Below are 14,686 nucleotides of genomic sequence, written 5' to 3'. Positions count from 1 at the left end.
TGCTGCATGCAAGGCGTCTGAATAAAGATTATGAGAAGAACAGAATGAACAGCCAATCGATGGTATATATAGCAATGATCTCAGTAATGCTTAAACGTTGCTAATGGCTTTTAAAACAGTTTCTAAGCGATGCAGATAGAAAAAGAATTCCAGCGAAATATGAAAGGACATATGATAAAACAGGAAAATTAAAAAAAGAAAAAATATATAATTTAGAAGGGAAAGTAATTGAAAAACGGAAAGGTTAAATTGTTGTAAAACATTGCTATTATACGTGTTTTCACCAACAGCTAACTTTTTTAACTGTAAATCAATTTAAGTATAAATCAGAATGGGCTTAGAGGCAATTAAACTCGAATTAATAGAATGGCTTACCAAATTGGACGACGAAGATACTATTGAGTATTTGCGTGTGGTGAAAGATTCTAAAACCGAAAAAGACTGGGCTGATAATTTAATTTGTGAACAAAAATCAGGAATAGGGCGCGGCTTAAAAGCGATTGATGAATGCCGCGTAACGCCTCATGAAGAAATTAAAAAGCGATTTGGTTTATGAAGTACCAGATTTTACGCCGTTGTTGGTGTTAAACAACAATCTCCCTTCCCTCCAAATAAAACCCCAATCCCCACAAAAAACTTGCTTATTCTGAATTAAGGTTTAATTTTAAGAACCTTTCCGTAATTTTACCGCCGGAAACATTCATCATTAAACCCGAACGCAATGTCCCGTAAAATAAAATCCGGCCTGATCCAGATGAGCATGCCGGAAATGCCTGAAAACGCCAGCGTAGCCGAGATCCAGGAAGCCATGCTGCAAAAGCATTTGCCGTATATAGACGAAGCTGGTCAGAAAGGCGTACAGATCCTGTGCCTCCAGGAAATTTTCAACGGCCCGTATTTCTGCGCCGGTCAGGATATTAAATGGTACGAAGCCGCCGAATCCATTCCCGGCCCCACTACCAACCTGATGGCTGAATACGCCAAAAAATACCAGATGGTAATGGTAGTGCCGATCTACGAAAAAGAGCAGGCCGGTGTACTCTACAACACCACCGTGGTAATAGATGCCGACGGCACTTTGCTGGGCAAATACCGCAAAAACCACATTCCGCACCTGCACCCGGGTTTCTGGGAGAAATTCTACTTCAAGCCGGGCAACTTAGGCTACCCGGTTTTCCAGACGCGTTACGCAAAAGTGGGTGTTTATACCTGCTACGACCGTCACTTCCCGGAAGGCGCCCGCGCGCTGGGCTTGAACGGCGCAGAAATCGTGTATAATCCTTCGGCTACGGTAGCTGGTTTGTCGCAGTATTTATGGAAACTGGAGCAGCCGGCAGACGCCGCAGCCAACGGTTATTTCATGGGCTGCATCAACCGCGTAGGCACCGAGAAACCCTGGAACATCGGTAAATTCTACGGCACGTCTTATTTCGTAGATCCGCGCGGAAAAATTTTCGCCGAAGCTTCCGAAGACAACGACGAACTACTGATCTCCGAATTCGACCTGGCTTTGATCGACGAAGTGCGTTCGGTGTGGCAATTCTACCGCGACCGTCGTCCGGAAACATATGGCGATCTGACGGCGCTTTAATCTGCATTCAGAATATGAAAAAGAAGCAAACGGGTGATGGAATTTTGTTCATTCGTTTGCTTCTGCGTTTTAACCACCCCCAACCCCTCCTTGAAAATGAGGGGAGTTATCGGGAATGCGTAGGGTCAGGGCTTGACCTGTCCGCTCGCATATTTCGACAAATTATTACGATTTAAATTTTGCGACATCCATTTTATTGCGTCATACCGACGACAAGAGGGAACTCCAGGAAATGGCAGAAAAGTAAACTAAGAATCCTAGCAAACCAACTACCAACCACAGGAGATCTCTCCCTGCGGTCGAGATGACCGGAAAATGTGAGAAATCTTCAAAAAACATTTACCCATCAGCAATTAACAACCAATTAAATGGCTGAATACAAAATTCCGGCAACGGAAGCAGATTTCGACACAAATTTTGCGCAGATAAAACCGTTGATGAACGCCAACGAAGCGTACTATGAAAGCAGCCGCTGCCTTTTCTGCTACGATGCGCCCTGCGTAAATGCCTGCCCCACAAGTATCGATATTCCGTTGTTTATCCGGCAGATAAATTCCGGTAACGTGAGCGGTGCAGCCAAAACCATTTACGATTCCAATTACTTCGGAAATGCCTGCGGCAAGGTTTGCCCGACAGAAGTGCTCTGCGAAGGTTCCTGCGTGTACACCAACCAGGGCGTGAAACCCATCGAGATCGGACGGCTGCAGAATTTTGCTACGGATAAAGCCATAAAAACCAGCAAACCACTTTACAAAACGCTACCCAAAAACGGCAAAAAAGTCGCGATCATCGGTGCCGGGCCAGCAGGAATTAGTTGTGCTTGTGAACTGAGTTTTTTAGGCTATAATGCTACCGTTTTTGAAGCTAAAAGTCTGCCTTCGGGCTTAACTGTGCATGGCGTGGCGCCTTATAAAATTACCAACGAAGAAGTGCTGGCAGAAATGGATTTCCTGCAAATGCAGTTCGGCTTTGAAGTGCAATATAATTCACCAATTGAAACTGCTGAAGATTTGCTGAAACTGGAAACGGAATTCGATGCGATCTTTATTGGCGTAGGTTTAGGAAAAACCGCAATCTTGCAAATTCCCGGCGAAAACCTGGAAAACGTTTTAGGTGCAGTTGAATTTATTGAACAGTTACGCCTGAATCACGAAAATGTAAAAGTTGGCGAAAAAGTAATTGTTTTGGGTGGTGGAAACACCGCTATGGATGCCGCTTCGGAAAGTGCAAGAATGGGTGCCGAAGAAGTAATTTTAGCGTACCGCCGCGACCAGACCGAAATGGGCGCTTATGCTTTCGAATACGAACTGGCCAAACATGCAGGCGTGAAAGGCATGTTCAACGTTCAGCCGCTGGAAATTCTGGGAACAGATAAAGTGGCCGGCGTAAAATTCATACGAACCGAAACGTTAGACGGCAAAATTACTTCCATTGCTGGCAGCGAATTTGTTCAGACCTGCGACATGGTAATTAAAGCTACCGGACAGGAAAAGCAGCGCAATTTGTCGCAGCAGATTTCCGGTCTGGAACTGTACCCGAACGGCACCATTAAAATAAACGAAGCCACGTTCCAGACCACTAACCCGAAATATTTCGCCGGCGGCGATGCTGCTAACGGCGGTATGGAAGTGGTAAATGCGGCCAACGAAGGCAAACGTGCCGCAAAAGGGATTCACCAGTTTTTGAGCGAAAAACGATAGCATTTCAGGCTGGAAAAGTATTGCGAAAAGTCCCCCTTTGGAGGGGGTAGGGGGAGGATTTTCACGTTAGCTGATTTTTTTTCTGGAATGCGTGGTCCTCCCCCTAACCCCTCCAAAGAGGGACAAAAATCTCCAAGTGAGAAAAACAATTATTCATTAATCATTAATAATTAATCATTACCCCATGGCCGATCTTTCCATCAATTTCGCCGGTATAAAATCTCCGAACCCGTTCTGGCTGGCTTCTGCACCACCTACCAATACTGGTTACCAGGTTATGAAAGCTTTCGATGCCGGGTGGGGAGGAGCTGTTTGGAAAACACTGGCCGTGCCGGTAATCAATACTTCTAGCCGTTATGGCAGCGTGAATTATAAGGATAAGCGCATGGTAGGATTCAACAACATCGAGCTGATTTCTGACCGGCCGGTGGCGGATAATCTGCGCGAAATTGAAGAAGTGAAAAAGCGTTTTCCGGATAATGCGGTGATCGCTTCGCTCATGTTTCAGACGCGGGATGAATGGCATAGAATTGTGCGCGACGTGGAAAATGCTGGCGCCGATGGCATTGAACTCAACTTTGGCTGTCCGCATGGGATGTGCGAGCGCGGCATGGGTTCGGCAGTAGGGCAGGAGCCGAAAGTGTTGCAGACCATTGTGGAGTGGGTGATGGAAGTGGCCAAAATTCCGGTTATTGTAAAACTTACGCCGAATATTACTGATATTACGCAACCGGCCATTGCAGCCAAAGCCGGCGGCGCGAACGCTATTTCGCTGATCAATACCATTCAGAGTCTGGTAGGCGTTGATATCGATAATTTTGTGCCTTACCCCATTGTGGATGGCAAAAGTACGAACGGCGGTTATTGCGGTCCGGCTGTAAAACCGGTGGCATTGAACATGGTGAAGAACTGCGCGCAAATTCCCGGCTTCAACCTGCCGATCTCCGGCATTGGCGGCATAGAAACCTGGCGCGATGCGGTGGAATTTATGCTGCTCGGTTCCGGTTCGGTGCAGATCGCCACAGCGGTTATGCATTATGGTTTTGGTATTATTCGGGAGTTAACTTCCGGCATGAATAATTACCTCGATGAAAAAGGATTTGCGAGCGTAAATGAGATCATAGGCAAAGCAGTTCCGAATGTAACTTCCTGGGAAAACCTGAATCTGAAGTACGAAGTGAAGGCCGAAATTCACGAAGAAAAATGCATTGAATGCCAGCTGTGCTACACCGCTTGCGAAGACGGCGCGCACCAGGCCATTGGTTTAAGAGAAGGCACAAGAATTCCTTACATCATCAAGGAAAATTGCGTTGGTTGTAATTTATGCTCGCTGGTTTGTCCTTCAGAAGGTTGTATAACCATGGAACGCGTAGACGACGGCTCAGAACATTTAACCTGGAAACAAATGACCGCAGCCGGCGATATTCCAAACGATTTTAACGACCCGCGGGCCGGTGGATTGCTGCATCATGCGAATGATCCGGAAGAAGCATTTATAACCAAGCGGCCGCTGCATTACGAAGCGAAAGTTTAATAATAGAATGAGTAAATTATTGAATGATAGAATGAAAGCCTAACATTTTTAGAAAGAAAAATGAGTAAACAGAGTTTAACTTGTTTTCATGCTGAAGCTCTGGTGTTTACGAATTTTATTGTTCTCTCATTCAATTATTCTACCATTCTGTCATTCAATAATTCTCCCATTTCCCAACTCAATAAATCCGGCTTTGGCACGTTTCATGTGCAATAGAAAATATATGAAGAAGTTTTTACTGGCCGGATTTGCACTTTTTAGCTTTCAAACCATAGCGTTTTCACAGGAAAATCTGGTGCCGAACGGCGATTTTGAAAATACGCAGGCAATACCGGAAGGTGTGAGCCAGTTTTATTTAGCCAAGCCATGGTTTTCTACTGCTCCCGGTCCCGAACCGGCAGACCTCTTTCATAAAAGATCAAGATCTTTTGATGTTAATGCATTGCAGAATTATGTAGGCCAGCAGGAACCCCATTCCGGAAATGCATTTGCCGGTATTTCGCTGTTTCGGGGAGGCAATATAGATTACCGCGAATTCATGCTGGTGCGCCTTTCAGAGCCACTGGAAAAAGGTGCGCTTTATGAAGCTGAATTTTACGTAAGCCTTTCGGAATATAGCGAATACGCCACCAGCGGACTTGGTTTTTTTGTGAGTCAGCGCGCCCCGTTGCTGTTGCAAAACGGCTTTTTAATGTCGAAACCACAGGTAGAACTTGCTCCGGAAAATATTATTACTGAACGCGATAAATGGGTACGGGTAGCTGGGCAGTTTAAAGCCGGCGGCGGAGAAACTACGCTTACGATCGGCAATTTTCAGGCGTATGATAAAGTACCGAAGTTGAAAGTTGTGCCTGCCGGGAATTTTGTGCCCCGCAAAAAAACGATGAAAGAAAAGATCATGACCTTTGGAAAAGAAACTGACGAAGGTTATGCCTATTATTACATCGACGATATAAAGCTTTCCAAAGTGAGCGACCGAAAACCGGAACCGCAGCCTAAACCTAAACCAGAACCGGAAATTGTTGCGAAACGCTCTGATTACTTCGGCGAAGTAAAAGCAAACAAAACCATCAGGCTGAATAAAATTTTCTTCCAGCCCGATAAAGCAGTGTTGTTGCCGGCTTCTTATCAGGAACTTGACAAACTATACGGTTTTTTAACAGAGAACCCTACCGTATCTATTCAGATAAACGGCCACACCGACATTACCAACCTGCCGGGATACAACCAGACACTTTCAGAAAACCGGGCCAAAGCGGTTAAATTTTACCTTATCCGGAAAGGTATAGCCGAAAAACGCATAAAAACCAAAGGCTTTGGCGAAACGCAACCCGTTGCTACCAACGAAACCGAAGAAGGTAAACAGCAGAACCGACGCGTAGAATTTGAAATTCTGCCCTGAGTTTTTTGCGGTGAAACCCTACCGTTTATATATCTAAATTTTGCTATATGCGTAAAGGAAGAACTGCCTTTTAACGCGCAGACCGAGCTTTACATTTATGACCGATTTTCTGGGATATATTTTTACAGCCTTATCGCTGCTTACCATTTTAGCCACCCTTATTCCACTTTCGCCAAAAGAATACTGGTGGATCAGGGTTTTTGATTTTCCGCGTTTGCAGATCATTGCAGCAGGTATTATTTGTCTGGCTGGCTTCTATTATTTTAATCACGGAGAAGGCACTTTTCAGCTTATACTGGAAATTGCATTAGCCATCAGCATTGTTTACCAGTCGTGGCGTATTTTTCCTTACACGGTGTTCAGCAAAAAAATGGTGCTGGATACCAGACTGCCGGAAAGCGAACAGGACCGCATCCGCGTTGTTGTAACCAATGTGCTGGAAACCAACCGCAACTACAAAGGCTGCCTGGAAATGCTGCGAAACGCCGATCCGGACGTAATTCTGGCTGTAGAAACGGATCAGCTTTGGAAGGATAATCTGAGTGAACTGGAAAAGGATTATCCTTACACTTTGTTTATGCCTTTGGCAAATACTTATGGCATGTTATTCTATTCGCGGCTCAAGCTTAAGAACCCGGAGATCAGATTTTTGCTCGAGCCCGATGTACCTTCCGTGCATACCATTATCGAATTGCCTTCCGGCGCGCCGATCGTTTTTCATGGCCTGCACCCGCGCCCGCCGGCACCGCAGGAAGCCGATACTTCCGTACCCCGCGATGCCGAACTGATCGTGGTTGGTTTTGATGTGAAAGAAAACCCCGGGGCCACGATTGTAGCCGGCGATATGAACGACGTAGCGTGGTCGCATACTTCCAAACTATTCCGGAAAAACAGCGGGCTTTTAGATCCGCGGATTGGTCGGGGTTTGTTTGCAACTTTTAATGCATTTTACCCTCTGCTTCGCTGGCCTTTAGACCACGTTTTTCATACCCGCGATTTTAAAATTGTTTCCCTGAAACGGCTGGAAAAAATTGGCTCCGATCATTTCCCGATCTGCATTACACTCAGTTACGAACCCGAAAACAAACACGAGCAGGAAAAGCCAAAAGCAGATAACGAAGATAAAAAAGAAGCCGTTGAAAAAGTAGAAAAAGCTGTAGAAATGAAAGCGGAAAAGGGTAGCCTTTCCTGATAAAAACCACGCGTTATTTTTCATTTTTTTCTATTACATTTGAAAAAAACACTATTGAAATGCTTGAAAAAGTAAAGGTGTTCGGGCTGCTGTTTCTGCTTACCGCAGCTGGTTGTAAAACCACTGAAAAAAGTCTTGTAGAATCTGCTTCTCCAGCCGAAGTGCAGGTGCTGGCAACCATTCATAAATTTCATTTAAGCAACCCGAATTATCCATACGCAAAGGTTACGCAGCTTATTCAAACCTTCAATCCGGATATTATTGCTATTGAGATCCGGCCGGAAGATCTGAAGGAAGACACTACTTATTTAAAGCAATTTTATCCGTTGGAAATGCGCCAGGTTTTGAAAGATTTTCCGCTGGAAAAAGTGCGGGGTATAGATTGGTATGGCGAAGAAATGCGTGGTAAGAAAATGCCTTCAGATGTTTTTAAAAATGAACAAACCGAACTGGGAAAAATAAAAAAACTGGAGCGTGAAATGAACCGCGACAGCCTCGTCATTCCCAGGTTAGCTCCTCTTGCCGAACTTGGAAAACAACAAGCTGAACTGGCCAGAACTGCTCCGCCTGCAGTTTTAAGTAACGGCCAGTACGATGAACTTACCCGCAACTTTTATGAGGTTTTAGACGAAGCTGTAAAAGATACGCGCTACGAAACCTATACCAATTTCAACCGCCGCCGCGACGAGATCATTACCGAAAATATTGTAAACCTAGTGCAGGAAAATCCGGGGAAACGCATTATTGTTTTGCTTGGCGCCAATCATCGTAACCGGGCTATAAATGCATTAGAAAAAATGCCGACCGATAAAGTGAGATTGGTTTCGGTAGAAGATTAATACGCTAGTAATTACCGACGGAAAAACGCTATGGTTTTGAAGTAAAAAAGTAAAGCCTTCTGTTTTGGCAGAAGGCTTTTTTTATGGGTTTTATTCTTATTGCAAATCATTAAAGCGGCGGCTCACGCAGTATCCAGTTTACGTTGTAAAGATCTTTGCGGCGGTCGCGGATATTCCTCACGCTACCGGTAGTGTTCAGGTCTTTCAGCAGATCCAGATCCAAGTCAGCGATCAGGGTCATTTCCGTATTCGGAGTGGCTTCGGCAATAGTAGCATCGTGCGGGAAAGCAAAATCCGAAGGCGAAAAAACGGCCGATTGCGAATACTGAATATCCATGTTTTCGATACGCGGAATATTGCCTACGCTACCCGTAATGGCCACGTAACATTCGTTTTCGATTGCGCGCGCCTGGGCGCAACGCCGTACCCGTAGATATGCGTTTTTGGTATCGGTCCAGTAAGGCACAAACAGAATTTTCATATCCATATCCGAAAGTAAACGCGACAGTTCCGGGAACTCCACATCGTAGCAAATTAAGATCCCGATCTTTCCGATATCTGTATCGAAAACCTTCAGTTTCTGGCCGCCGCGCATGCCCCAATGGGCTAATTCATCGGGCGTAACGTGCAGTTTATATTGCTTGTCGTAAGTACCATCGCGGCGACACAAATAACTTACGTTGTAGAGCTTGTTGTCGTAATATTCGGGCATGCTGCCGGCAATAATGTTGATGTTGTAGCTCAGCGCCATGTTGGTCAACTGCTCCCGGATCTCGTCTGTATAATGCGCCAGGTTCCGGATTGCGGCGGAAGAAGTTTTTTCGTCGGAAAGAGCCATAAGCGGCGCATTGAAAAACTCCGGGAACATAACAATATCAGCCTTGTAGGAACTAACCGTATCTACAAAAAACTCGATCTGTTGCATCATGTCTTCCAGCGAAGTTACGCTGCGCATTTGCCACTGCACAATCCCGATCCGGACTACGCGTTTATTACCGCCAACAATTACTTCTTTCTCTTCGAAATAAGCATTAATCCATTCCAGTAACGTTGCGTACGCTTTCGATTCTTTATCCTGCGGTAAATAGCCTTTCAGTACCCGGCGCACGTGAAAATCGTTGCTGAGCTGAAAGCTGAGGATCGGGTCGAAAATTTCTTTGTTGCGCACCTGTTCAATATACTGGCGCGGAGTAAGTTTATCGGCATGTTCGAGGTAACCCGGAATGCGGCCGCCGGCAATAATACCGCGCAGGTTCAGGTTCTCGCAGATCTCTTTCCGGGCATCGTATAAGCGGCGGCCCAGGCGCAGGTTTCGATGCTCGGGGTGCACAAAAATATCAACACCGTAAAGCGTATCGCCGTCAGGATTATGTGTGTCGAATTTTCCTTTGCCGATAATTTGCTCATAGGTATGTTTATCGCCGTAATCGGAGTATTTTACAATTACGCTGAGCGCGCCCGCAATAATTTTTCCTTTGTCTTCTATACAGATCTGGCCTTCCGGAAAATGTTTAAGCAGCGCCGAAAATTCCTTCTGCGTCCAGGAGCCACCCAGGTTGGAATAGACCATATCCATGATCTCTTTTATGGCTTTGTAATCGGAAAGACGCAGGGTGCGTAAAATCAGTTTGTGCTCCGAAGTGTTGGGGGCACTTTTTTCATTCGTAGGCATAGCGTTTTAATTAAAAAAGGTTAGCTTAGCAATAAGCTGTTTTTTTGAAAAGCTCCGTAATACGCAATTAAAAATATATGAACGTAAATCCGGACAAAACCGCCGGAAAACACCGCTGATTTTTGGGTGAAATTACAATAAAAATAGGTTATAAATCACGCTTTCATCTGGCCAGCTTAAACAAAAGCTACCGTTGGAAACTTATAAAGAAAATGGTGCAATCTGTCTGAGTCTTTTTTCGGTAATCGTAAACCGTTTCTTTTTTACCAACCATTTACCTGAATTGAATTGCTATGCATGCTGATAAAACTTTGAATGCTGATAATAAAAAAGAGCAGCTTACACAGATAGCCGGATTAGAAGATTTGATCCAGGCAGCCCTTACCATGGAAGAACGTTTTGCAGCGGCCATAAAAGAAGTGGATAAAGAATTCCGCCCGAGCGCACGCAATCTGTTGCATTATCTGGCGCTGCGTCAGCACGATATAAGAGCCTTACAGGCCGGCCTGGCCGAGAAAGGACTTTCGTCTCTCGGCCGCACCGAAGGCCATGTATTAGCCAGTCTCTGCGCGGTGAGGCAGCAACTAGGTGCTTCTACAAATTCCCAAGTTGCCAATAAGCAGTCACTTATTACTTTTTCTGAAAGCAACGAATTACTTCAGGCAAATACCGAAGCATTGCTCGGAAATGCACCTGCTAACCGGAACGCGCGCATTATGGTTACCATTCCAACCGAACTAGCTTCCGATTATGATCTTTTAAGTCGCATGATGCTGGCCGGCATGAACTGTGCCCGCATTAATTGTGCGCACGACGATGAAAAGATATGGCTGCAAATGATCCGGAATATAAAACGCGCCGAAAAGGAATTGAACCTGCCCTGTAAGATCCTCATGGACCTGATGGGCCCCAAGCTGCGTACCGGACCTTTGAAACCCGGCCCTAAGTTGATTTCCATTCACCCGATCCGCAATGAACAGGGGCAGGTTGTTTCACCAGCTAACGTCTGGCTTGCGGCTGGAAAAGAACCGAATTTCAGAGTAGATGCCCATTTGCCTTTTAACGGAGCCTGGGTAAAACAATTGCAGGTAGGCGATGTGCTGAAGTTCCGCGATACCCGGGGGCGTAAACGCCAGCTTTCGGTCGTAAAAAAAACGGCTGCCGGTGTACTGGCCCATTTGTTCAAAACGTCTTACATCGGCACTGGTACCAGCATGCGGGTAAATAATAAAAACGTGTCGCAAACCGAAGCGGAAGTAGGCGAATTACCAACCATAGAAATACCGATCACGCTCAAAAAAGACAATTTCCTGATCCTGCACAAAGAGCCACTTCCCGGCGAGCCGGCCTCTTTCGATTCCAGCGGCCACATTGTAAAGCCTGCGCATGTTTCCTGCACCTTACCCGAAGTCTTTACCAGAGTAAAAGCGGGGCAACCAATCTTATTCGATGACGGGAAAATAACGGGTGAAATAAAATCAGTGAACGCCGAACAACTATTGATAAAAATAACGGCGGCCGGTGAAAAAGGGAGTAAACTGCGCGCCAATAAAGGAATAAACTTACCGGACAGCAAACTCAACCTCACTGATCTGACCGAGAAAGACAAACACGATCTCGATTTTGTAATGAAGCACGCCGATATTGTAAACCTTTCTTTTGTAAATCATCCGGATACGGTTTTAGTCCTGCAGGATCTGATGGAGAAAAACGGCGCGACCAAAACCGGCATCATGCTTAAAATCGAAACCAAAGAAGCGTTCCGCAATTTGCCGCATTTGCTGCTTGCCGTGATGCGCCGCTACCCGGCCGGCATTATGATTGCGCGCGGCGATCTGGCCGTGGAATGCGGCTGGGAACGTCTGGCTGAAGTACAGGAAGAAATTCTCTGGCTTTGTGAAGCAGCGCACATGCCGGTTGTCTGGGCTACACAAGTGCTCGAAACGCTGGCAAAAAAAGGCCGCCCTTCCAGAGCCGAAATTACCGATGCCGCCATGAGCCAGCGGGCCGATTGCGTGATGCTGAATAAAGGTCCGCACGTGGTCCAGGCTATTGAGATGCTCGATGAAATTCTGGCGCTCATGCAATTGCATCAGCATAAAAAAACGTCTATGCTGCGCAACCTGCACGTTTCAGAATTAGAGCCGATCATGGAAAATAAAGCCAGTAAAAAACGCTAGGGAATTAAGCCTAAAAACTAGTTGAAGAGAATCCAGATGTAGGTTTTTTTAATTATTTCCGTGCAATTGGCAGGCAGGAATTGTACCTTTGCACTAACTAAAAAACGCTATGGCAAACTGGAAAGAATCTAAGTTTTACAGCATATTAAATTTTAAATGTCCGCGTTGTCACGATGGCGAATTATTCCCGCCGAATACTTTATACAGCCCGAAACGTTTTTCGGATATGTATGAAAGTTGCCCTTGCTGCGGACTGGCTTACGAAAAAGAACCCGGTTTTTATTACGGCGCCATGTACGTAAGTTTCGGTATCAGCACAGCAATTTTCCTTTTTATCTTTTTTGTGCTGAATTTCTTCGTAAAAGAATTTACCCTGACCATGATCATGACCATGCTTCTGGTAGTGGTGATTGGTTTATTACCGATTACTTTCCGCCTTTCAAGGGCAATCTGGATTAATGTTTTTGAAGATTATGAAGGACCTTGCAACCAAATAAAGAAGCGCGAATTCAAACCGAATAAACCGCCACAGTATTAAAAAAAGTAAAGCCCCGAAACAATCCGGGGCTTTACTTTTTATGGTCAAAATCATACCGTTTTATAGCCGGTCTTTATAATTGAATTTCCGGAATTTCACCTTCAATGATCAAGGTGCCTTCGGTAGCTTTCTGAATATCTTCTACACTTACGCCCGGAGCACGTTCCAGTAGTTTAAATCCTTTATCGGTAACTTCCAGCACAGCCAGGTCGGTAACAATTTTCTTCACGCATTTTAAGCCGGTAAGCGGCAGGCTGCATTCCTTTAATAATTTCGACTGACCATCTTTTGAAGTATGCTGCATGGCCACAATAATGTTCTTGGCCGAAGCTACCAGGTCCATTGCGCCGCCCATGCCTTTTACCATTTTGCCCGGAATTTTCCAGTTGGCAATGTCGCCCTTTTCTGAAACTTCCATGGCGCCTAAAATGGTAAGATCAACGTGCTCGCCGCGGATCATTCCAAAGCTGTCAGAGGAAGAAAAAATAGAGGAGCCAGGTAAAGTAGTGATCGTTTGTTTACCCGCGTTTATCATGTCGGCATCTACTTCGGCTTCGGTCGGGAAAGGCCCCATTCCAAGCAACCCGTTTTCTGACTGTAAAACCACTTCAATGCCTTCCGGAATATAGTTTGCCACCAGCGTCGGAATTCCGATACCGAGGTTTACGTACATGCCGTTCTTTACTTCTTTTGCAATGCGCTTGGCAATGCCATGTTTATCTAAAGCCATGTTAATGTGCTAATTTGCTAATGTGTTAATGTGCTTTTTCTTTTCCAACGTGTTAATTTTTTAATGAAGTAATGTTCATTTTCACTTGCTGCTGTGAATTATTCCGTAAAGCAATTTCTGAATTTCCAGTAGTTTCTCCAGTTTATCTGAAATAGCCGGATAACCATCGCTGCTTTTACAAAGCAATAACCAATACTCGGTTTCTTTGGCTTCCTTTGCCGCAATTTTTAATTTATGAATAAGATCAGCTTTGCTTTCAGCATTTTGCGACTCCCAAATATTAGCCCCCATGGAGGTTCCACTTTTTAATAATTGGTTCGCAATAATGTATTTTCGCTCACTCTCCAGTGCATCTGCGTATTGAATGATCGTTAATGCAAATTCGAATGATTTTCTAACAATTACATTATCTGAAAATCCGGGCAGGCTGGCATTTTCCATAAATTTAAAAATAGCACATTACCACTTTAAAAAAACAGCAGATTAAACCGTGCGAACAGTGCGTTGCTCAATCCGTTTTTCGTAATCTTTACCCTCGAAAATGCGTTGCACAAAAATACCCGGAGTATGGATCATATTCGGATCGAGTTCGCCGGCCGGTACCAGTTCTTCTACTTCAGCAATGGTAATTTTACCAGCTGTAGCCATCATCGGGTTGAAATTGCGGGCCGTACCTTTGTAGATCAGGTTACCGGCGGTATCGCCTTTCCACGCTTTTACAATTGCAAAATCAGCTTTCAGCCATTCTTCCAGAAGGTACATTTTACCGTGAAATTCTTTGCTTTCCTTGCCTTCGCCAACTTCCGTACCATAACCGGCCGGCGTGTAAAATGCCGGAATGCCAGCGCCACCGGCACGAATTCTTTCCGCTAAAGTGCCTTGCGGGATCAGGTCCACTTCCAGTTCCCCGGAAAGTAACTGACGCTCAAATTCTGCGTTTTCGCCCACATAGCTGGCAATCATTTTCTTAACCTGTTTCTTTTGCAGCAGCAAGCCAATTCCGAAATCATCTACACCGGCATTATTCGAAATACAAGTCAGGTTTTTAACGCCAATTCGCAGCAGTTCCTGGATCGAGTTTTCGGGAATACCGCATAAACCGAAGCCGCCCAGCATAAGCGTCATGCCGTCTTCAATGCCTTTGCAGGCTTCAGCAGCGTCTTTTACAACTTTATTGATCATAGTTTAAGGGAAATCAGTTTCAGCAGCGAAGTTAAAGTAATTTGGTAAATAGTTGCAGGAATTGCCGTTTAAATTGATATTCAGTTTATTAAAACGGTAGCTTTTTTGCCCTTAAAAGTGCTATCA

General features: G+C 45.1%; 13 protein-coding genes. 9 read left to right on the top strand and 4 right to left on the bottom strand.

The genetic code is table 11. The annotated features are described in order from the left end of the window. The first annotated feature begins 331 nt into the window (after nt 1-331). From ACFPIB_RS17175 to ACFPIB_RS17145, 7 genes are all read left to right on the top strand, one after another. Complete coding sequence (locus ACFPIB_RS17175) at nt 332-556, top strand: hypothetical protein (RefSeq protein ID WP_378018706.1); 225 nt, start codon at nt 332-334, stop codon at nt 554-556. A 165-nt stretch (nt 557-721) separates the two neighbouring features. After that, on the top strand, nt 722-1,591 hold the full coding sequence (locus tag ACFPIB_RS17170; RefSeq protein ID WP_378018705.1) for a nitrilase-related carbon-nitrogen hydrolase: 870 nt from the start codon (nt 722-724) through the stop codon (nt 1,589-1,591). Nucleotides 1,592-1,959: 368 nt separating this feature from the next. Then, nucleotides 1,960-3,291: an NAD(P)-dependent oxidoreductase gene (locus ACFPIB_RS17165; RefSeq protein ID WP_378018704.1), complete on the top strand. Its 1,332-nt coding sequence runs from the start codon at nt 1,960-1,962 to the stop codon at nt 3,289-3,291. A gap of 184 nt (nt 3,292-3,475) precedes the next feature. Further along, nucleotides 3,476-4,825 carry an NAD-dependent dihydropyrimidine dehydrogenase subunit PreA gene (gene preA, locus ACFPIB_RS17160; protein ID WP_378018703.1) on the top strand — a complete coding sequence of 450 codons (1,350 nt, stop codon included), beginning with the start codon at nt 3,476-3,478 and terminating at the stop codon, nt 4,823-4,825. Nucleotides 4,826-5,048: 223 nt separating this feature from the next. Beyond that, nucleotides 5,049-6,227, top strand: a complete 1,179-nt coding sequence (locus tag ACFPIB_RS17155) for an OmpA family protein (protein WP_378018702.1) — start codon at nt 5,049-5,051, stop codon at nt 6,225-6,227. A 97-nt stretch (nt 6,228-6,324) separates the two neighbouring features. Next, entirely contained in the window at nt 6,325-7,419 is a 1,095-nt protein-coding gene (locus ACFPIB_RS17150) for an endonuclease/exonuclease/phosphatase family protein (RefSeq protein WP_378018701.1), read from the top strand. Nucleotides 7,420-7,478: 59 nt separating this feature from the next. After that, nucleotides 7,479-8,258 (top strand): hypothetical protein, encoded by a 780-nt coding sequence (locus ACFPIB_RS17145; RefSeq protein ID WP_378018700.1) that lies wholly within the window; start codon nt 7,479-7,481, stop codon nt 8,256-8,258. Between the two features lie 109 nt (nt 8,259-8,367). Here the strand turns inward: ACFPIB_RS17145 and ACFPIB_RS17140 are convergent, their stop codons facing one another. Next, nucleotides 8,368-9,930 carry a GNAT family N-acetyltransferase gene (locus ACFPIB_RS17140; RefSeq protein WP_378018699.1) on the bottom strand — a complete coding sequence of 521 codons (1,563 nt, stop codon included), beginning with the start codon at nt 9,928-9,930 and terminating at the stop codon, nt 8,368-8,370. Nucleotides 9,931-10,223: 293 nt separating this feature from the next. Between ACFPIB_RS17140 and ACFPIB_RS17135 the strand changes: the two genes are divergently transcribed. Next, nucleotides 10,224-12,110 (top strand): pyruvate kinase, encoded by a 1,887-nt coding sequence (locus tag ACFPIB_RS17135; protein WP_378018698.1) that lies wholly within the window; start codon nt 10,224-10,226, stop codon nt 12,108-12,110. A 109-nt stretch (nt 12,111-12,219) separates the two neighbouring features. Beyond that, complete coding sequence (locus ACFPIB_RS17130) at nt 12,220-12,648, top strand: DUF983 domain-containing protein (RefSeq protein ID WP_378018697.1); 429 nt, start codon at nt 12,220-12,222, stop codon at nt 12,646-12,648. Nucleotides 12,649-12,721: 73 nt separating this feature from the next. Here ACFPIB_RS17130 and ACFPIB_RS17125 read toward each other — a convergent pair whose 3' ends face one another. The 3 genes from ACFPIB_RS17125 to ACFPIB_RS17115 form a co-directional block, all read right to left on the bottom strand. Continuing rightward, nucleotides 12,722-13,378 (bottom strand): 3-oxoacid CoA-transferase subunit B, encoded by a 657-nt coding sequence (locus ACFPIB_RS17125; protein WP_378018696.1) that lies wholly within the window; start codon nt 13,376-13,378, stop codon nt 12,722-12,724. Nucleotides 13,379-13,459: 81 nt separating this feature from the next. Next, the gene (locus ACFPIB_RS17120) at nt 13,460-13,819 is read right to left on the bottom strand and encodes a four helix bundle protein (protein WP_378018695.1); all 360 of its coding nucleotides are present in this window, start codon (nt 13,817-13,819) and stop codon (nt 13,460-13,462) included. A gap of 42 nt (nt 13,820-13,861) precedes the next feature. Beyond that, a complete protein-coding gene (locus tag ACFPIB_RS17115; RefSeq protein ID WP_378018694.1) occupies nt 13,862-14,560 on the bottom strand; it encodes a CoA transferase subunit A in 699 nt (232 codons plus the stop codon). Nucleotides 14,561-14,686 lie beyond the last annotated feature (126 nt).

The sequence above is a fragment of the Adhaeribacter terreus genome (assembly GCF_042657365.1).
In the GTDB taxonomy this organism is placed as follows: domain Bacteria; phylum Bacteroidota; class Bacteroidia; order Cytophagales; family Hymenobacteraceae; genus Adhaeribacter_A; species Adhaeribacter_A terreus.
Note: the sequence above shows the minus strand (reverse complement) of the source record. Positions and strands in the feature narration are given on the sequence as shown.